The organism is Streptomyces sp. C10-9-1 (assembly GCF_024497955.1).
In the GTDB taxonomy this organism is placed as follows: domain Bacteria; phylum Actinomycetota; class Actinomycetes; order Streptomycetales; family Streptomycetaceae; genus Streptomyces; species Streptomyces sanyensis.
Genome location: NZ_JANHKP010000016.1, coordinates 1 through 17,975, shown reverse-complemented (window position 1 = coordinate 17,975; position 17,975 = coordinate 1). Strand labels below are relative to the sequence as shown.

Below are 17,975 nucleotides of genomic sequence, written 5' to 3'. Positions count from 1 at the left end.
CCCGCCTCCCGGGCATCCGGCGAATTACGGAAACCCTCTGTCACCGTGTGCCGTGACCGCTCTACCATCGGCGTATCCGTAGCAGGCTCTCCTCCGTTTCCGCCCGACCGCCCGGCCACCACGTGCGATCCGGCCCTACGGAGCTTCGGGGGATGCACATGAGAAGCGCTCCGCACCTGCTGGCCGAGGACCGCACCGACTACGAGCGGATCCTCGACGCAGCACTGCGCACCGCACGCGAGGGACGGGATCCCGCCATCGCGGGCACCGGACTGACGACCGAGCAGCTGCGCGCCACCGCACTGGACGCGACGGCCCTGATCACCGCCGCCGCGGCCGCCGAGTACGAGCACTACGTGAAGGTCCGCGCCGAGGTCCGCGCCGCGGCGGCCGGCACGGTCCCCCCGTCGGGTGCGGGGGAGACGACCCGGACCGGAGCGGGGCTGGCCGCGGTGGTCACCGTCCTGGCGCCGATGCTCGCGGGCACGGCCGCGGTGATCCTGCTCGCCGTCGGCTACCTGCTGAAGGTGCTCAGCCCGCCGCCGTCCCTGGCCGGCGCCCTGGTCTCGACCGGCTGGGCCTTCGCCGCCCTGACCGCCGCCGCGATCCTGGCCGCGGCGGTGGCCCTGCTGCTGACGGCCCTGCGCAACGACGCCAGCCATGTCGCCGACGGCAGACCCTTCGACGCGCTGCCCGACGAGGTGCGCAGCGCCAAGGACGCCTGGGGTGCGGCACTGCTGGAACGGGGGATGCTGCCCTTCCTCAGGGCGGCCCTCGACGACACCGCCCCCCGGGCCCGGCTGGACCCGCCGCCGCGGGTGGGCCGCATACCCAAGGTCGGCTACAGCGGGCCGGACTTCACCAGCCCCTCGGAGGGGCGGACCGGCAAGCGGCGGCCGACGTTCTCCAGCCCCGACTTCTCCGGGCCGGAGTTCGGCGGCCCGGAGCACCGGCCGGAGTGACCGGCCCGTCCACCGCCCCCCGGCAGCCGGTGGCCGGACCGGGGTGTGCGGTGGACGGGGACGGGACGGCAACGGGGGCCGGCGTGGAGATCAGGCGGCGGGCACGGCCTTGGGGCTGGCGCCGTACCGGTTCTCCTCCTCCTGGCCTTCGGCGGCCATGAAGACGATCAGGATGATGCCGCCGACGAGCGGGACGAAGCCCAGCAGGAGCCACCACGCGGGGCGGCCGGTGTCGTGCAGCCGCCGGAAGGACACGGCGAGGGACGGCAGGAAGGTCGCGACGGCGTAGAGGAAGTACGGGACCATCGTGTCGATCGCCATGCCCACGACGTACAGCACGAGCGCCGCAAGGAAGTTGAAGAGCGTGTACATCCAGAATTCCGTACGGCGCGCACGGCCGCTGAATCCCACGTAGTTCTTCAGCACTGCCAGGTACCAGTTCACTGCGGTCCCCTCCCCATGCCCATGTCAGGGCAGATCGAATTTCGGACAAGCGGCTGAAACTTATCCATGGGGTGGTCGCCGGGCAAGGCGCGGACCGGTCACGGCCGAAACGTCACCGACCTGCGTCCCAACCGTGTCCGAGCGCAGCCCGCCCCGCGGGCGGCGGCGCGGCACCGCGAGGCCCGACAAGGGCCCCGGGGACAGCGCACTCCGGCCACCCCTCCTTGGGGCACCCGTGAGCCGGGGCGGAGGGCGGGCGGCCCCACCGCTCGGGCCGGATTCCGACGGTCCCGGGCCCGGCGGCGGCAGCGGGCCCGCACGGGGAGCCCGTCCGCCGAGGAAGCCCCCGCACACGACGATGTCCCCCGGCAGCTGCCGGGGGACATCGCGGCCTCGGGGCCTCAGTCGGCGATCGGCAGGTACAGCCGGTTGCCCTGGGCCGCGAACTCGGCCGACTTGGCCAGCATCCCGGCACGGGCCTCGTCGTCGCCGACCAGCGGATCGTCGCCGCCGAACTGCTCCGTGATGCTTCTGCTGATCTTCATCGAGCAGAACTTCGGACCGCACATGGAGCAGAAGTGCGCGGTCTTCGCCGGCTCAGCGGGCAGCGTCTCGTCGTGGTACTCCCGGGCCGTGTCCGGGTCGAGCGCCAGGTTGAACTGGTCCTCCCAGCGGAACTCGAACCGCGCGTCGGACAGCGCGTCGTCCCACTCCTGCGCACCGGGATGCCCCTTGGCCAGGTCCGCCGCATGCGCCGCGATCTTGTACGTGATGACGCCGGTCTTCACGTCGTCGCGGTCGGGCAGGCCGAGGTGCTCCTTGGGCGTGACGTAGCAGAGCATCGCCGTGCCCCACCAGGCGATCATCGCGGCGCCGATCCCCGAGGTGATGTGGTCGTAGGCCGGGGCGACGTCCGTGGTGAGCGGGCCGAGCGTGTAGAACGGCGCCTCCTCGCAGATCTCCTGCTGGAGGTCGATGTTCTCCTTGATCTTGTGCATCGGCACATGGCCGGGGCCCTCGATCATGGTCTGCACGTTGTGCCGCTTGGCGATCGTGTTCAGCTCGCCGAGCGTCCTCAACTCGGCGAACTGCGCCTCGTCGTTGGCGTCCGCGATCGAACCGGGACGGAGGCCGTCGCCGAGGGAGTAGGTGACGTCGTAGGAGGCGAGGATCTCGCAGAGCTCCTCGAAGTTCTCGTACAGGAAGGACTCCCGGTGGTGCGCGAGGCACCACGCGGCCATGATCGAGCCGCCGCGCGAGACGATGCCCGTCTTGCGCCGGGCGGTGAGCGGCACGTAGCGCAGCAGCACACCGGCGTGGACGGTCATGTAGTCGACGCCCTGCTCGGCCTGCTCGACGACCGTGTCCTTGTAGATCTCCCAGGTGAGTTCCTCGGCCTTGCCGTCCACCTTCTCCAGCGCCTGGTAGAGCGGGACCGTGCCGATCGGCACCGGGGAGTTGCGCAGCACCCACTCGCGGGTGGTGTGGATGTTGCGGCCGGTGGAGAGGTCCATGACCGTGTCGGCGCCCCAGCGCGTCGCCCAGGTCATCTTCTCCACCTCCTCCTCGATGGAGGAGGTCACGGCGGAGTTGCCGATGTTGGCGTTGACCTTCACCAGGAACCGCTTGCCGATGATCATCGGCTCGATCTCCGGGTGGTTGACGTTGGCGGGCAGCACGGCCCGCCCCGCCGCGATCTCCTCGCGCACGACCTCGGGGGAGACGTTCTCCCGGAGGGCCACGTACTCCATCTCCGGGGTGGTCTCGCCCCGTCGGGCGTAGGCGAGTTGGGTGACCGCCCGGCCCTCGCGGCCGCGGCGGGGCTGGCGCGGGCGTCCCGGGAACACCGCGTCGAGGTTCCGCAGTCCGCCACGCGGCGCGGTGTGCTTGATGCCGTCGTCCTCGGGGCGGACGGGCCGGCCGGCGTACTCCTCGGTGTCCCCGCGCCCGACGATCCAGTTCTCCCGGAGGGCCGGCAGCCCGCGGCGCACGTCGGTGTCGACCCCGGGGTCGGTGTACGGACCGGAGGTGTCGTACAGCGTCACGTCGCGGCCGTTGGTGAGGTGCACCCTGCGCACCGGCACCCGGATGTCGGGGCGCGACCCCTCGACGTACCCCTTGTGCCAGCCGATGGACCTCCCGGCCTCGCCGCTCTGGTCGGAGGCAGGCGTGTGTGCGTCCGATGTGGTCATGTGACCTACTCCCTACGCCGGCATTACCCGGTAACAGGTTCGGCGGTCGGCGCAGCTGTCCCGTACGGATATACGGAGGTCAACGCCCTCTCAGCCCGGTGCTCCGAGCTCCCGCGTGTGCAAAACGTGCCACCACGCTAGCGTCCCGCCGGGCGTGCTGAACAGTGGGCCCCTCGCGTTCTTGCGATGATCTGTCGGTGACCTCCTCGCAGCAGACTCCCGAACCGCACTCCCACGGCCACGGAGCCGCCCCCGACGATGTCGCGGCCTCCGGGCATGTCCACTCCCACGCGCACGGCCCCGCCGAGCCGGTGTCCCGGCACCTCCGCAGGGTCATCGCCGCGGTGCTCATCCCCTTCGCCACCGCCGTGCTGGTGGGCCTGGCCGTGCTCTGGCCCGGCGGGGCCCCCGGCCACGAGCGCACCGGGGTGGGCTTCGACCGCCAGACCGAGCAGGGCACCGTCGTCGAGTTCGAAAGGGTGTCCTGCGAGGAGGTCAACGCGGCCCAGGTACCGCCGACCGGCGACACCTCCACCCCGGAGGGACGGGAGGCGGTGGACCGCCGGCAGGGCGACTGCGCCCGGGCGACCGTGGAGGTGACCACCGGTCCGGAGAAGGGGCGGCGGTTCGTCGAGATCGTCCAGCCCGACGCCCCGAGGCAGTTGAGGGAGGGCCAGGGGGTCGTGGTGGCCTACGCCCCCGACGCCCCCCGGGACCTCCAGTACTCGGTCACCGACGTGAACCGCAAGGTGCCGATCGCCGTGCTGGCCGGCATCTTCGCCCTGGCGGTGGTGCTGGTCGGGCGGATGCGCGGCCTCATGGCGCTGATCGCCCTGGCCGTGTCCTTCGCCGTGCTGACGCTGTTCATCCTCCCGGCGATCCTCCAGGGGTCGAACCCGCTGATCGTGGCCGTCGTGGGCTCCAGCGCGATCATGCTGATGGCGCTGTACCTGTGCCACGGCATCACGGCCCGCACCTCGGTGGCGGTGCTCGGCACCCTGATCTCGCTGCTCCTCATCGGTCTGCTCGGCTCGCTGTTCATCGGCTGGGCCAGCCTCAGCGGCAACACCGACGACAACACCGGTCTGATCAAGGGCCTCTACCCGGAGCTGGACATGAGCGGCCTGCTGCTGGCCGGGGTCATCATCGGCTCGCTGGGCGTGCTCGACGACGTCACCGTGACCCAGACCTCCGCCGTCTGGGAACTGCACCACGCGGACCCGGGGATGGGGCCGCGCGCCCTGTACCGCGCGGCCATCCGGATCGGCCGCGACCACATCGCCTCGGTCGTCAACACCCTGGTGCTCGCCTACGCGGGCGCGGCACTTCCGCTGCTCCTGCTCTTCAGCATCGCCCAGTCCAGTGTGGGCACGGTCGCCAACAGCGAGCTCGTGGCGCAGGAGATCGTGCGGACCCTGGTCGGCTCGATCGGCCTGGTCGCCTCGGTGCCCGTCACCACGGCGCTCGCCGCCCTGGTGGTCTCCGCGGACCGGCCCGCCGCCGGGGAGAAGCGGACCGCGGCGGGGGCGGGGCGGACCGGCGGCCGCGGACGGCGCAGGAAGCGGTAGCCGGTCGGGCGGTGGCGGAGCGCGCCGCGACGGGGCGTGCGGGCCGGGCGCCTCCACCGCCCGGACCTCGGCCGGGGCTCCCAGCGGCCGGCTTCCCCGGTCCCGCCGCCCTCAGCCCGCGTTCTCCTCGGCCAGGATGCGCCCCAGTGCCTCCTCCAGGCTCAGCTCGAAGTCACCGAGCGCGAGCTCCTGTCCGAGCGGAACCAGCTTGTCCGTGCGGTCCAGGAAGGCGACGAGCGGCGGGGCACCCACCCGGAAGAGAGCCGAATCGTCCCCGACCCGCAGGCGGATGTGCACGTCCGACAGGGGCTCGTGGCCGGTCGGCGCGATGTGCACGTCGCCGTCACCGCTGGGCGCGTTGATCCCGTCGAGCAGCAGCTCCCTCCCGAAGGCCCAGGTCACGGGAGCGTCGCCGGGGAGGTGGAAGGTCATCCGCACCGCGTACGGATCGCCTGTCTCGTAGCGCAGCTCCACCGGGATCCGGAAGGAGAGCTCCTCGGAGACCAGGAAGCTCATCAGGACCTCGGCCTGAACCGACTCGCGCATCACATACCTCGCAGAGATGGAGCTGATTGAACCGTGCTGACGTACCGGCGTTCTGGCATACCGACGAAGAAGAGTTGGCCGGGAACGATCCCCCGGTCCCTCTTGACGCCATGGTGCTGGAACCGCTAGCAGATCACAAGGAGTGATATTTCAGATACTGATAGAGAACGCAAGAGACTCCATGAGCTCCCTGACTCCTCTCCGCAGCTGTTCAACTGCGGGACGGAGACGGGCTTCTTGCTCCAGGGGCAGAGAAAGAGCCATCGTCCCGATCATGTCACCGACGGTGACGGGAATGGCGGCGCAGACGGTTCCGAGCGCGTACTCCTGGCGCTCGACCACCGTTCCCGGGCGGGCGTTTGCGGCCATGCGCTCCAGCAGCGCCTCCCGGTTGCGCACGGAGTAGGGCGTGACCTGCTGGACCGGGTGGCGGTCGAGGTGGTCGCGCCGCGCCTCCGCGTCGAGCTGACCGAGCAGGCACTGCCCGATCGCATGGGCGTGGGCGGTCTCGCGGAAGTCGGCCCACTCGGGGACGGCCGGGGCGTAGGGCGTGTCGGAGACCGCCAGGACGTCGACCTCACCCTCGCGGTACACCGCGAAGTAGACGGCGACGCCGATCGCGTCCCGCCACTGGGTCAGCGAGTCCTGAAGCCTGACGCGACGATTCTGCTGGGAGCGGTCGAGGGCCAGCCGGTCGACCGCGGGGCCGAGGGTGAAGACGCCCTTGTCCCGCCGCAGGTAGTCCTCGTGCGTGAGGGTGCGCAGCAGATGGTAGGCGGTGGCCAGCGGGATGCCGGCCTCCCGCGCCAGCTGCTTGGCGGGCGCGCCGTCGCGATGCGCCCCGGCCGCCTCCAGCAGCCTCAAGGCCCTCTGCACCGAGCCGATCAGGGTAGGGACGGCAGCGGACGTAGCCCTGGCCATAGGTCACCCCCAGGCGTGGTGACGGGCTGCGTGCCCGCCCGCGGGGGCCGCCCCCGCGCGGCCGCCGCAGCCCGCGGTCCTGGGGACCACAGATCCGGGACCGCCGTTCCGGGCCGACCGGCCGGGACGCGGGCACCTGCCCGGGACGGCAGGGGCTCGGGGCGGAGCCGTCACCTGTGGAGATGGGCCGAGGGGGCGGCAGAAGGCTGTCACTCTAACGGCAGCCGGGGGACGGCACGGGCGTACGCCGTTCCGTTCCCCCGGGCGGGCTAATGCGGTGGCGCCGGGCAGTCACCCGGCGCCGCGCGGGCCGCTCCGCCCGCTCCGTGCGAGGGGCCCGACCGGCCCCTCGCCGATCCTCACCAGTCGCTCCGCGAGGAGCCGGAGGACGCCGTGAACTTCCTGACGACGAAGACGAGCACACCGACCAGGGCCACGAACAGCAGCACCTTGAAGAGCAGGCCGACGACGAAGGCGACGATGCTCGTGATCAGCCCGCCGAACACGACCAGGGCGATGACGGGTACGGCGATCCACTTCACCCACCACGGCATCCCCGCGAAAATCTCCCGCACAGCCATCGCGCCACCTCTTTCTCCGAGTCCGTGCCTTCGATGCTAGGCGGCAGCGGACATCGAGCGGCGCCCTCGATCCCCCGAACTCCCCTGAGCCACCCCCTAGGGAACCCGGGGCCCCCGTCCCGGACGCCGCCCCGGCACGGCGGCCCCGTCAGCCCTCGGGCGGCGAGAAGACGACCATGACCCGCAGGTCCTCGCTGATGTGGTGGAAACGGTGCGGCACCCCGGCCGGCACATAGACCACGCTGCCCCGTCCGACCTGCGTCGTCTCGGTACCGACGGTGATCGCGGCGCGACCGCTGACGACGAAGTACACCTCGTCCTGCCCGTGCGGCTGCTGCGGGTCCGTCTGCCCGGCGTCCAGCGCGTACAGCCCGACCGACATGTTCCGCTCGCGGAGGAACTGCAGATACGCCCCCTCGTTGGCGGCGCGCTCCGCCTCCAGTTCGTCCAGCCGGAATGCCTTCATGCCCGTCCGCCCCTGCCCTTCGCCCGATCGTGTCTGCCACGATCAGACACATGATGAATTTTGCAGTCAAGACGCTAGCCAACGCCGGGGCCCTGCTGGTCGCCATCTGGCTCGTGCAGGACATCACCCTGACCGGCGACAGCAACGGCAGGAAGGCGCTCAGCCTGATCCTGGTCGCGCTGATCTTCGGACTGGTCAACTTCTTCGTGAAGCCCGTGGTCCAGGTCCTCACCCTGCCGCTGTTCATCCTCACGCTCGGGTTGATCACGCTCGTCGTCAACGCGCTGATGCTGATGCTGACGTCCTGGCTCGCCGACCAGTTCGACCTGAACTTCCATGTCGAGGGCTTCTGGACGGCCGTCCTCGGCGGCCTGATCATCTCCATCGTCTCCTGGGCCCTCAACGTGGTGCTGCCCGACGGCGACTGAACCCCGCCCCACCGGCGCCTCCCGGCCCCGGCGGGGACCACGCCCCGCCGGGGCCGCCGCCCCTCCGCCGCCCGTGGCCGACAATGGGCGAGGCGCCGGGCGGGGCACCCGCCCGGCGCGACCAGCACAGGCGGAGGAGCGTCGCGGCATGACCGGTACACCCGCGGGAGAGGGCACCCGAGCGGTCAGGGCGGGGCTGCCCGACCCGGTGAACCACGAACCCACCCTGCCCGGGCCCGTGTTCGCCGCCCACTTCCACCTCTCGGGCGACCCGACGGGGCCCTACGCGTACGGCCGGGACTCCAACCCCACCTGGACGCACCTGGAGCGGGCCATCGGTGAGCTGGAAGCCCCCGGGGAGCGCGTGGAGAGCGTCGCGTTCGCCTCCGGCATGGCGGCGATCTCGGCCGTGCTCATGTCCCAGCTGCGCTCCGGCGACACCGTGGTGCTCCCCTCCGACGGCTACCAGGCACTCCCGCTGGTGCACGAGCAGCTACGCGCCTGGGGGATCACCGTGCGCACGGCTCCGACCGGTGGCGACGCGCAACTGGCCGTGCTGGACGGGGCACGGCTGCTGTGGATCGAGACGCCCTCCAACCCCGGGCTGGACGTGTGCGACATCCGGCGGCTGACCGGGGCGGCACACGCCGCCGGGGCCCTCGTCGCGGTGGACAACACCCTCGCCACCCCGCTCGGGCAGCGTCCGCTCGCCCTGGGCGCGGACTTCTCGGTGGCCAGCGGGACCAAGGGCCTGACCGGTCACGGGGACGTGCTGCTCGGCCATGTGAGCTGCCACGATGCCGAGAGGGCCGCCGAAGTGCGGCACTGGCGCAAGATCGTCGGCGCCATCCCGGGCCCGATGGAGGCATGGCTGGCGCACCGGTCCCTCGCCACCCTGCACCTGCGCTCCGACCGCCAGTCGGCCACCGCGCTGGCGCTTGCGGAGTCCCTTCAGCGGCGGACGGAGGTCACGGGCCTGCGCTACCCGGGCCTGCCCGGCGACCCCTCGCATCCGGTGGCCTCCCGCCAGATGCGGCGCTTCGGCTGCGTGGTCTCCTTCGTGCTGCCCGACCGCGACCATGCGGAGCGCTTCCTGAGCGCCCTGACGCTGGTCGACGACGCGACCAGTTTCGGCGGGGTGCGCTCCACCGCCGAGCGGCGCCGCCGCTGGGGAGGGGACGACGTCCCGGAAGGCTTCATCCGCTTCTCGGTCGGCGCCGAGGACCCCGGGGACCTGCTGGCCGACGTGGCCCGGGCGCTGGACGCGGCGGCGCGCTGACCCCGGCCCCCCGGCGAACGGTCCGAGCCTCCCCCCTCGTGGCTCGGACCGTTCCGGTTCCCCCTGCGAAGAACCGTGCGGACAAGGCTAATTGACTCAGCGTCAGTGTCCAATCACCCTAGCGACAGCGCCCTATCGACATATTTATAGTTGGCCGGGTTCGAGAGCATCGCCGGATCGGGAGGTCATGGCATGGATCTGGCCCTGCTGCGCACGTTCGTCACGGTGCACCGGGCCGGGTCCTTCACACGGGCCGCGGCACTGCTGGGGCTCTCCCAACCGGCGGTGACCGGCCAGATACGGACACTGGAGCGCCAGCTCGGCCGTCCGCTCTTCCTGCGCAAGGCCCGCGGTGTCACTCCGACCACCATCGGCGACGAACTCGCCCACCGGGCCGCCCCGCACCTGGACGCACTGGTGGAGATCGCCGAAGGGGGGCTGCGGGACGACTCCGCGGTCCGCACACTGCATCTCGCGGGTCCGCCCGAGTTCACCGCGGTCCGTGCCCTGCCCGCACTCACCCCCCTGGTGTCCCAGGGGCTGGCCCTGCGGACGTCCTTCGGCACGGCGGAGAGTTCGCTGGACGGGCTGTCCGCGGGCCACCACGACCTGGCGATCACCACCGCCCGCCCGCGCGGACGCCTCCTGGCGTCGACCGCCCTCTGCGACGAGGAGCACGTCCTCGTCGCCGCCCCGCGCTGGGCGCACCACCTCCCGCCGGAGGACCTCCGCAAGGGACACGTGGTCCTCGCGCAGCTGCCCGTCGTGGAGGTGCACGAGTCGCTGCCGCTCGTCTCGCGCTACTGGCACGCGGTGTTCGAGTCGCGTCCTGCGGCCGCGGCTGCCGTGGTCGCGCCCGACCTGCACGCGGTCCTCGCGGCGACCACCGCGGGAGCGGGGCTCGCCGTGCTGCCGCGCTATCTGTGCGAGGGGGCGCTGAGAGAGGGGCGGCTGATCCCCCTCCTGGAGCCCCCCGTCCCTCCGCTGCGGACGTACTTCCTCGTGGTCCGCACCGGCACACTGGCCCATCCGCACATCGCCCGCGCCCACGACCACCTGCTCCGTGCGGCCGCCGACTGGTGACCGCCTTCGCAGCGCATCCGGACCGGGCACGCGTTTCAGAGGGCCCGATGTGGGCCACTCTCTTGCCATGACCGAACGACCCGTGGTCAAGCGCACCGCACGCGCCGTCCTGCTCGACGGCGGCGACCTCGTCCTGATCAAGCGCACCAAGCCCGGGATGGACCCCTACTGGCTCACCCCCGGCGGAGGCGTGGAGCCGGGGGACGCCACCGTGGTCGACGCCCTGCACCGCGAGGTGCACGAGGAACTCGGCGCCAAGATCACCGATGTGGTCCCCTGCTTCGTCGACACGGTGGAGCACATCGCGGACGGCGGCGTGACCGGTGTGAAGGTGCAGCACTTCTTCGTCTGCCGCCTGGAGTCGATGAACCCCTCGCTCCGGCACGGCCCCGAGGTGGAGGAGCCGGTCGGCGAGTACGAGATCGTGCGGGTGCCCTTCAGCAGGGTCGGCATCGCCGCCGTCCACCTGGTTCCGCTGTCCCTGCGCCACTACCTGGACGGCAACATCGAGGGCGTGCGGGCCATGCACGCACCGGACCTGGGCTGAGCCAGGCCGCCGGGCCGGCTTCAGTACGCGTACGGCACCAGGTCCTCGACCGCGTCGTGCAGGATCCGCCGTCCGGGGAAGCCGAGCGTGCGCAACTCCTCCACCCCGTTCCTGATCATTCCGGCGGGTCCGGACAGGCAGGCGTCGAAGCCGTCCCACGGACCGTACCTCCCCAGCCTGCGCAGGGCCGCGGGTAACCTCGCGTCGGCGTCGACCACGGGGAGCACCGAGAGCCAGGGGTACGTCCGCCCAAGGCGCCGCAGGGTGTCGAGGGCGTACAGGTCGTGGTCGGAGCGGGCCCCGTAGAACACCTCGACGGGCCGCCGTCCGCCGCGCCCGGCCACGTCCTCGACGAGGGCCGTGATCGGGGCGATCCCCGTCCCCCCGCCGAGGCAGAGCAGGCCGCGGTCGGAGGCGTGGTCCACGGTCATCGACCCGGCGGGCGGTCCGATCCTCAGGACGTCACCGGGGCGGGCCCGGTGCACCAGGGCTCCGGAGACCCAGCCCGCAGGCACCGCCTTGACGTGGAAGGTCAGCAGCCCGTCGGCACGCGGCGCCCCGGCGAACGAGTAGTGGCGCCAGACCCGCGGCCACCAGGGCGTCTCCAGAGCCGTGTACTGGCCGGCGAGGAACGGATAGGGACGGTCGGGCCGCAGGGTGACCACTGCGACCTCGGGCGTCCTCAGGTCGTGGGAGACCACCTCGGCGTCCCACCAGGCGGGGTGGCGCCGCTCGTCCTCCGCGGCGGCGTCGATCATGATCTGCGAGATCGTGGTGTACGTGCGCACCCAGGCCGCCTCCGTCTCGGCGTCCCAGACCTCGGCCGCGTAGCGGGTGAGCGCGCCGATCAGCGCCTCGCCCACCGCGGGGTAGTGGAAGGACTGCGTCCCGTACCTGCGGTGGCCGCGTCCCAGGTCCCCCAGGTAGCCCGAGAGGACGGCAGGGTCGTCCATGTGCTCCGCGGCGGTCAGCAGGGCCTTCACCAGCCGGTCGCGCTGGAGGTCCATCGCGACGGGGAACATCGGGCGCAGCGCGGGGTGGCGGACGAAGAGCAGGGCGTAGAAGTACGAGATGAGCTGGTCCGCGACCGGTGCGACGGCGGCCATCGTGCGGCGTACGAGGACGGCGTCCCTCGACGGGGGTGCGGTGGGGGCGGTTTCCGGTACGGGGGGCGCGGTGGGGGCCCGGCGCGCCTCGGGGGCCTCCCCGGGGTCCGCGGCTTCCCGGACGATCGAGAGCTGCGGCCGTCTGCCGGGGCCGGCGGCCCAGGGGCCCGCGGGGCGCACCGGGGAGTCAGGATCGGCGGGGACCACCGGCTGTTCCGCGTTCGGCCGGGCGGTGCCGGGGGACAGTGGGGGCAGGGGGCCGGGGAGGGGGCCGCCCGACGGGTGCCCGCCGTGTGCGGACCACGGCTGTGCTGTCGCCCGTATGCCTCTGCCACCGGGCCTGCCGTTCCCTGCCGGCATACCGGCCGGAGCATCCATGTGTCTGCCTCACTCGAACATCTCTCGATCGGGTGCGCCGGATCTCGGTCCGGGCGCCGCGTCCGGCCGAACCCGCCGTATCTCGGTCGGTTCCGCGCGTCGGGGGCCGTGCGGGGCCGCGCCTCACGCGCTCCGTCCGCACCGGCCGCTGTCGCAGGATGGCAGAGGCCCCACGGAGCCGGAGGCAAGAGCGGGAAGTCCCGCCCGGGCGAATCCTTTTCCCTCTAGGCTGTGTCACTCTCCCAATGCCCCGTCGCACAGGGCGGTGCGACCGGCCCCCGGCCGCCATGGCCCCGAGGTTGACCAACGCCACTCGCGTCCCCGGCATCCCTCAGGAGCACGCGGTCGGCGCCCGCTCCCCCGGGGGGATCCCGCGGTAGCCCTCGCGCCGGACACGGCGAGGAAGGCGTCGCGGTGGATGTTTCACGTGAAACGACGTGCCCGGTCCCTGCCTGCGGGCCAGGCCCTCCTCCCGGTCGGACGGAGCGCCATCACGCTCGGACGGCTCCGTGCCGGTGGGTCCCGGGATCGGCCCCGGGCTCCGAACCGAAGAGGCCACCGCCTGCCGCGGGGCCGAGTGGGCGGCCGAGTATTGCCCGAAAGGACTGGACGGAAGATCCATGAGTCGTACAGCCTGGCTCCATGCCGACACTTCTTGCCGAACTGTCCATCAGGCACCTGACCCACCGTGACCTCTCCGCCTGCGCCGATCTCTCCGAGGACCGGGGATGGCCACGCGAGGAGCACAAGTGGGGACTCCTGCTGAGCGCCGGCACAGGGCACGGGATCGACGCCCCCGACGGCAAGGGCCTGGCCGCCGCCTGCGTGGTGACCTCGTACGGTCCCGGCCTCGCGGCCATCGGCATGGTGCTGGTCGCCGAACGGTTCTCGCGCCAGGGGATCGGAAGGCGCCTGATGCGGCACGTTCTCGCGGAGGTGGGGGACACTCCGCTCACTCTCCACGCCACACCCACCGGGCGCCCCCTCTACGAGGAGCTGGGATTCCGGGTCCAGGGGCGGGCCGAGATGCTTCGGGGCCGCTTCACCCGGGGGGAAGCGGTGCCCCCGGTCGCCACCCGTGCCGCGACAGCGGAGGACATCCCCCGGATGCTCCGTCTGGACGCCGAGGTGTTCGGAGCCGACCGCACTCCGCTCCTCGCCCGTCTTCCCGCCTTCGCCGACCACCTGCGGGTGGCGGAGAGGGCGGGCGCTCTGGTGGGCTACACCGCCGCCTGGCCCAATATGGACACGCATGTCGTCGGCCCTCTGATCGCCGAGAACACGGACACGGCGAAGGCGCTGATCGCCTCTCTGGCGCGGTGCACCGACCGGCCCCTGCGGACGGACATCGACGTCCGGCACGAGGAACTACTGCGCTGGGTGCGGGCCCAGGGCCTGGAGACGATCGCCCACAACGCGGTGATGACCCTCGGAATGCAGGAGCTGCCCGGGGACTGGACCCGCCGCTTCGCCCCCCTGACCGTGGCAGCGGGCTGACCCACGCCAACCGGCGGGAGGACCCTCGCCCCCGGAGCGGGTGCTCGGCGCCCCGTTCCGGAGGGCTCCCGGGCTGCCCGCTTCCCCGCCTCCTCGCCTCCTCGCCTCCTCGCCTCCTCGCCTCCTCGCCTCCTCGCCGCGGAGCCGTACCACGCACCGGGGACAGCGGGCCACGGCTCGGGAGGCACGGGACGGTAGGGCGCGGGACCCCGCATCGCCCGCCGGTCTCGGGCCGTTCGCCCCACTGCTCCCGGCCGTCGGGCACCTCCACGGACCGCACGGACGGACTGCGTAGTCTGCGGGGCATGAGCGATCTTCAGATACGCCCCGCGACGGCAGAGGACATCCCGGCGATCGTGGCCATGCTCGCCGACGACCCGCTGGGAGCGCAGCGGGAGACGCCGGACGACCTCGCCCCGTATCTCACCGCGTTCGAAGAGCTGGCCGCGGACCCCCGTCAGCACCAGACGGTGGCGGTGCGGGGCGGCCGCGTGGTCGGCACGCTGCAGCTCACCGTGGTGCCCGGCCTGTCTCGACGCGGTGCCACCCGGGCGATCATCGAAGCCGTCCGCATCCACCAAGACGAGCGTGGCGGCGGCCTGGGAACACAGCTGATCGAGTGGGCCGTCGAGGAGTCACGCCGCCTGGGGTGCGGACTCGTCCAGCTCACCTCGGACACCAAGCGGACCGATGCCCACCGCTTCTATGAGCGCCTTGGTTTCACCCCGTCCCATCTGGGCTTCAAGCTCACCCTCTGAGCGCCCGCGCGAGGCACCCCGGCCTCCCGGGCGCCGCAACGGGCCGACCGCCCAGGAGGCGGCCGGCCCGTGCGTCCCTGCCGCGGACCGCTCCGGGCCGGACCATCCCCCCGGAGAGCCTCCGCACGGCGCAGCTGCCCGGGCAGCTCTCAGATGCCGCGCCAACCGCCTTCGTCCACACCGCCCGGCACCGCGTCACCCGGCTCATAGGGCTCCCGGGTGAACACGAAGGACCCCAGGTCGAGATGGCTGACCGACCCGTCGGAGCGGCGCACCACCCGCAGCGTCTCTCCTGCGTAGTACCCGTCCAGGCCGGTCCACGCCTCCTCGCCCGCCGCGACGAACCGGGAGCCGCGCCCTCCGCCGCGCAGCAGGTCGAGCGTCAGCCCGCCGTCGGAGGTGAGGCGGAGTCCGTAGGCGTGGGTTCCCCAGTACCAGGGGCCCGCCAGGGCCAGGAGCCGGGTGTCCACGTCCCCGGCGGGGCGCCAGGGGGCCGGGAAGCGGGGCTCCGCGTCGGCGACGATCCGTACCAGCTCGGCCGCCGCCGGGCCGGGCAGCGGCCCCGAGGTGGCGTTGGCGAGCGCCACGGCGGCCACGCCCTCCTCGACACACAGCCACAGGCCGGCCAGGAAGCCCGGCAGGGAACCGCAGTGGCCCACCAGGGTGCGGTCCCCGCTGCGGGTGATCTGCATCCCCAGACCGTAGGTGCCGCTCCAGTCCCCGGCGGACGCCGGGACGGCGGGGGTGCGCATCTCCCGGACCGAGGCCGCGCCGAGGACCCGGTCGTCACCCTCCGCCAGGAACCAGGCGAAGCGGAGCAGGTCGGCGGCGGTCGACCACAGCTGCCCCGCGGGTGCCATCAGGCCCAGGTCCTCGGCGGGCTCGGGCAGCAGGGCGTCGGCCCAGGGGTGAACGGCCCACCCCCTCGCGTACGGCTCCTGCGGCTGAGCGCTCGTACGATGCAGCCCCAGCGGTTCGAGGACCTCGCGCCGGAGGGCTTCCTCCCAGGACATCCCTCGCAGCGCCTCGACGAGTGAACCGAGCAGCGTGTAACCGGGGTTGGAGTAGTGGAACAGACGGCCGGGGGGATGCATCCGGGCGCCCTCCCCGATCACGTCGGGGAGCGAGGGACGCAGGGAGCCCGGCGTCCGCTCCCACCACGGAGCGGGCGCCTCGGCGCCCAGACCCCCGCTGTGCGCCAGGAGCTGGGCGACGGTCACCTCGCCCACCTCGGTGCCGGGAAGGTGCTTCTCCAGCGGGTCGCCGAGGTCGAGGAGCCCCTCGTCACGCAGACGCATGACCAGCACGGCGGTGAAGGTCTTGGTGATGGAGCCGATCCGGTACTGGGCGTCGGTCCCGGGAGCGGTGGCCTCGTCGAGCCCGGTGCGCGAGCCAGTCCACACGACTCGCCCGTCCCGCAGCACGCCTCCCACACAGCTGGGCGTGCGCCCCTCCGTCTGCGCGACCGCGATGCGGTGCAGCAGGGCCCTGCGCGTGCCGGGCAGCAACTCTTCCGATTCTGAGGTCATACCCCAGGTCTATCGGTGGCCCGGCCACCCCGTCGACCCGATTGGCCCGACCCGGCCGAATCCCCCGCCGGTGGCGCTTCGGCGGCTGTCGCGGGCCGGGGTCCAGCGGGTCTTGCCCGACCTCAGCGTCCGGAGACCACCCCACGGAGGGCGACGGCGCCCGCAGGTCACCCGCGGGAACAGGCGGCGTCTGCCCGGGGCCCGCCCGGCCGTTGCCACCGGGTCGGCCGTCCGCCGCCCGCGCTCGTCCGCTGTCGAGCGGACGCGGAGGGGGCCCGTGCCTTCACGCCGTCACAGGCTCGTGAGGAGGCCGTCGAGCGGGGGCGGTGTCCGATCCGCTGCGAGGCCCTCGACAAGGAGCCGGCCGTAGCGGATCTTGCGGCCCTTCTTCGTTCCGAGGAAGCGCCGCAGCTGCTGGTGCCGGGGCCGGCCGAGCTGTGCGGGCTGGCGCTGGAAGGACTGCCACGCACGGAATTCGCCCTCGGCGCGGAGGATCTCCTCGACTCCTGCCGTGCCGAGCGAGCGGACGAGTTCGTCCTCCAGATCCGCGGTGCAGACGTAGACGTCCCGGAGCGGAGCCCGGGAGCGCGCCAGCCCGCGCTCGTAGAAGCCCTTCTCGCCCGCGTCGCACAGCCCTGTCAGGCGCAGACCGAGCCCGGTGGGTCCAAGGAGCCCGGCGTAGCGGGCGACGTTCATCGCCCCGCCCATCGGCACGGCGCACACGCCCTCGGCGTCCAGGCTCCGGCCGTGCCGGGCGGCCAGCGCCTCGACGGCCGCGAGGTCGCTCCGCCCTTCCAGAAGCACCGCGGTCCGCACCCCCAGGCGCTCCGCCAGATCGCGCGCCGGCCCCCCGGGACCCCCCGCCGCCCAGCCGGTGACCGCATCCCGGAACGCCCTCATGTCCGCCATGGGGCGAGTCTGCCCGTCAGCCGGTGGCACGGCACGGGGATATTCGGCGGCCTCGGAGACCGCCTCCGTCGTGCCCCGGGGTCCCTCCGGTCGCCTCGTCGCACGGCCCGTGCCGACTCGGCCGGTCGGTTGACAACGCGATCGGTGACAGGCGCTCTGTGAACCGGCAGGAAGCCTGTAGGTTCTCGCTTTCGGTGTCATATCGCGACGCTGTGACCTGCAGGTCTTGGCGGTGTCTCACGCGGGTTGGCATGGGTGCTGTCTCACGGCCATGTCATTTCCTCAAAGCCGTCCCGGCTCGACGGCTGGCAGCTGGGTCCTTCTCACGGTCACCCAAAGAGCAGTTCGACGTTCGAGTCGACGCAGGTCTTCAACACGATCACGAGCTGTCGGGCGTCCTCGATGTGTCGCGAGAGGGTGGAGTCACCTTCCTCGCCCTCCCACTCCGTGATGATCTCGGCCAGCCGGGGCAGGACCCGGGCACAGTCGGCGGCGGATAGATCGCCAGCGTCGTCAGGATGGTCGAGCAGGGGCTCAAGCGTCGATGAGATCTCACTCCATTGCCGGTCCCCGCCGAAGCCCCTCATGTCCGGCAGCGTGAACCCCTCGGCCTGGGCCAAGCGCTGGCGGAAGGCGCTGAAGCCCGAGTAGGACCAGCTGATGTCCGGGCTGGTGAGGTCACCATCCCCGGGGAACAGACACAGTCCCACGAAGCCTCCTCGATCGAGACTTCCATGATCGAACGGGCAGGTCGGGTGCGACAAACGTCTATCCGCCCCTG

Annotated in this window: 18 protein-coding genes and 1 riboswitch; of the genes, 8 read left to right on the top strand and 10 right to left on the bottom strand. The window is 72.4% G+C overall.

Annotated features, from left to right (window positions below):
• Positions 1-152: 152 nt before the first annotated feature.
• Positions 153-962, top strand: coding sequence for a hypothetical protein (locus NPS70_RS22325; RefSeq protein WP_256526158.1), 810 nt, complete (start codon positions 153-155; stop codon positions 960-962).
• 90 nt (positions 963-1,052) lie between these two features.
• On the opposite strand, the gene NPS70_RS22320 is transcribed toward NPS70_RS22325, so the two are convergent.
• Positions 1,053-1,406 carry a DUF805 domain-containing protein gene (locus NPS70_RS22320; RefSeq protein ID WP_256526157.1) on the bottom strand — a complete coding sequence of 118 codons (354 nt, stop codon included), beginning with the start codon at positions 1,404-1,406 and terminating at the stop codon, positions 1,053-1,055.
• A 401-nt stretch (positions 1,407-1,807) separates the two neighbouring features.
• Entirely contained in the window at positions 1,808-3,598 is a 1,791-nt protein-coding gene (gene thiC / locus NPS70_RS22315; RefSeq protein ID WP_256526156.1) for a phosphomethylpyrimidine synthase ThiC, read from the bottom strand.
• Positions 3,591-3,723: riboswitch (TPP riboswitch) on the bottom strand. It overlaps the preceding gene by 8 nt.
• Before the next feature lie 72 nt (positions 3,724-3,795).
• On the opposite strand from thiC, the gene NPS70_RS22310 reads away from it, so the two are divergent.
• Complete coding sequence (locus NPS70_RS22310; protein WP_374212040.1) at positions 3,796-5,166, top strand: YibE/F family protein; 1,371 nt, start codon at positions 3,796-3,798, stop codon at positions 5,164-5,166.
• Positions 5,167-5,277: 111 nt separating this feature from the next.
• Here the strand turns inward: NPS70_RS22310 and NPS70_RS22305 are convergent, their stop codons facing one another.
• From NPS70_RS22305 to NPS70_RS22290, 4 genes are all read right to left on the bottom strand, one after another.
• Positions 5,278-5,712: an SsgA family sporulation/cell division regulator gene (locus tag NPS70_RS22305; protein ID WP_256526154.1), complete on the bottom strand. Its 435-nt coding sequence runs from the start codon at positions 5,710-5,712 to the stop codon at positions 5,278-5,280.
• A gap of 150 nt (positions 5,713-5,862) precedes the next feature.
• A complete protein-coding gene (locus NPS70_RS22300) occupies positions 5,863-6,633 on the bottom strand; it encodes an IclR family transcriptional regulator (protein WP_256526153.1) in 771 nt (256 codons plus the stop codon).
• Between the two features lie 359 nt (positions 6,634-6,992).
• Positions 6,993-7,208, bottom strand: coding sequence for a DUF5326 family protein (locus NPS70_RS22295; protein WP_256526277.1), 216 nt, complete (start codon positions 7,206-7,208; stop codon positions 6,993-6,995).
• A 154-nt stretch (positions 7,209-7,362) separates the two neighbouring features.
• Entirely contained in the window at positions 7,363-7,680 is a 318-nt protein-coding gene (locus NPS70_RS22290) for a cupin domain-containing protein (RefSeq protein WP_256526152.1), read from the bottom strand.
• 50 nt (positions 7,681-7,730) lie between these two features.
• Between NPS70_RS22290 and NPS70_RS22285 the strand changes: the two genes are divergently transcribed.
• From NPS70_RS22285 to NPS70_RS22270, 4 genes are all read left to right on the top strand, one after another.
• A complete protein-coding gene (locus tag NPS70_RS22285; RefSeq protein WP_256526151.1) occupies positions 7,731-8,108 on the top strand; it encodes a phage holin family protein in 378 nt (125 codons plus the stop codon).
• 148 nt (positions 8,109-8,256) lie between these two features.
• Positions 8,257-9,387, top strand: a complete 1,131-nt coding sequence (locus NPS70_RS22280; RefSeq protein ID WP_256526150.1) for a cystathionine gamma-lyase — start codon at positions 8,257-8,259, stop codon at positions 9,385-9,387.
• Between the two features lie 192 nt (positions 9,388-9,579).
• Complete coding sequence (locus NPS70_RS22275; RefSeq protein ID WP_256526149.1) at positions 9,580-10,470, top strand: LysR family transcriptional regulator; 891 nt, start codon at positions 9,580-9,582, stop codon at positions 10,468-10,470.
• A 67-nt stretch (positions 10,471-10,537) separates the two neighbouring features.
• Complete coding sequence (locus NPS70_RS22270) at positions 10,538-11,017, top strand: NUDIX domain-containing protein (protein WP_256526148.1); 480 nt, start codon at positions 10,538-10,540, stop codon at positions 11,015-11,017.
• Between the two features lie 20 nt (positions 11,018-11,037).
• Here NPS70_RS22270 and NPS70_RS22265 read toward each other — a convergent pair whose 3' ends face one another.
• Positions 11,038-12,501 carry a globin domain-containing protein gene (locus NPS70_RS22265; RefSeq protein ID WP_256526147.1) on the bottom strand — a complete coding sequence of 488 codons (1,464 nt, stop codon included), beginning with the start codon at positions 12,499-12,501 and terminating at the stop codon, positions 11,038-11,040.
• 642 nt (positions 12,502-13,143) lie between these two features.
• On the opposite strand from NPS70_RS22265, the gene NPS70_RS22260 reads away from it, so the two are divergent.
• Positions 13,144-13,998 (top strand): GNAT family N-acetyltransferase, encoded by an 855-nt coding sequence (locus NPS70_RS22260; protein WP_256526146.1) that lies wholly within the window; start codon positions 13,144-13,146, stop codon positions 13,996-13,998.
• A 305-nt stretch (positions 13,999-14,303) separates the two neighbouring features.
• A complete protein-coding gene (locus NPS70_RS22255; protein ID WP_256526145.1) occupies positions 14,304-14,756 on the top strand; it encodes a GNAT family N-acetyltransferase in 453 nt (150 codons plus the stop codon).
• A 149-nt stretch (positions 14,757-14,905) separates the two neighbouring features.
• Here NPS70_RS22255 and NPS70_RS22250 read toward each other — a convergent pair whose 3' ends face one another.
• From NPS70_RS22250 to NPS70_RS22240, 3 genes are all read right to left on the bottom strand, one after another.
• The gene (locus NPS70_RS22250; RefSeq protein ID WP_256526144.1) at positions 14,906-16,285 is read right to left on the bottom strand and encodes a serine hydrolase; all 1,380 of its coding nucleotides are present in this window, start codon (positions 16,283-16,285) and stop codon (positions 14,906-14,908) included.
• Positions 16,286-16,576: 291 nt separating this feature from the next.
• A complete protein-coding gene (locus NPS70_RS22245; RefSeq protein WP_256526143.1) occupies positions 16,577-17,194 on the bottom strand; it encodes a TOPRIM nucleotidyl transferase/hydrolase domain-containing protein in 618 nt (205 codons plus the stop codon).
• Positions 17,195-17,523: 329 nt separating this feature from the next.
• Positions 17,524-17,975, bottom strand: a 452-nt coding sequence (locus NPS70_RS22240; protein WP_308315037.1) for a hypothetical protein, incomplete at its 5' end; no start/stop codon positions are given.

Coding starts and splice junctions, on each gene's coding strand:
- NPS70_RS22300 (WP_256526153.1), bottom strand. CDS start 6,633: ATGGCCAGGGCTACGTCCGCTGCCGTCCCTACCCTGATCGGCTCGGTG.
- NPS70_RS22245 (WP_256526143.1), bottom strand. CDS start 17,194: ATGGCGGACATGAGGGCGTTCCGGGATGCGGTCACCGGCTGGGCGGCG.
- NPS70_RS22290 (WP_256526152.1), bottom strand. CDS start 7,680: ATGAAGGCATTCCGGCTGGACGAACTGGAGGCGGAGCGCGCCGCCAAC.
- NPS70_RS22305 (WP_256526154.1), bottom strand. CDS start 5,712: ATGCGCGAGTCGGTTCAGGCCGAGGTCCTGATGAGCTTCCTGGTCTCC.
- NPS70_RS22260 (WP_256526146.1), top strand. CDS start 13,144: ATGCCGACACTTCTTGCCGAACTGTCCATCAGGCACCTGACCCACCGT.
- NPS70_RS22285 (WP_256526151.1), top strand. CDS start 7,731: ATGATGAATTTTGCAGTCAAGACGCTAGCCAACGCCGGGGCCCTGCTG.
- NPS70_RS22255 (WP_256526145.1), top strand. CDS start 14,304: ATGAGCGATCTTCAGATACGCCCCGCGACGGCAGAGGACATCCCGGCG.
- NPS70_RS22250 (WP_256526144.1), bottom strand. CDS start 16,285: ATGACCTCAGAATCGGAAGAGTTGCTGCCCGGCACGCGCAGGGCCCTG.
- NPS70_RS22270 (WP_256526148.1), top strand. CDS start 10,538: ATGACCGAACGACCCGTGGTCAAGCGCACCGCACGCGCCGTCCTGCTC.
- NPS70_RS22325 (WP_256526158.1), top strand. CDS start 153: ATGCACATGAGAAGCGCTCCGCACCTGCTGGCCGAGGACCGCACCGAC.
- NPS70_RS22280 (WP_256526150.1), top strand. CDS start 8,257: ATGACCGGTACACCCGCGGGAGAGGGCACCCGAGCGGTCAGGGCGGGG.
- NPS70_RS22275 (WP_256526149.1), top strand. CDS start 9,580: ATGGATCTGGCCCTGCTGCGCACGTTCGTCACGGTGCACCGGGCCGGG.
- NPS70_RS22265 (WP_256526147.1), bottom strand. CDS start 12,501: ATGGATGCTCCGGCCGGTATGCCGGCAGGGAACGGCAGGCCCGGTGGC.
- thiC (WP_256526156.1), bottom strand. CDS start 3,598: ATGACCACATCGGACGCACACACGCCTGCCTCCGACCAGAGCGGCGAG.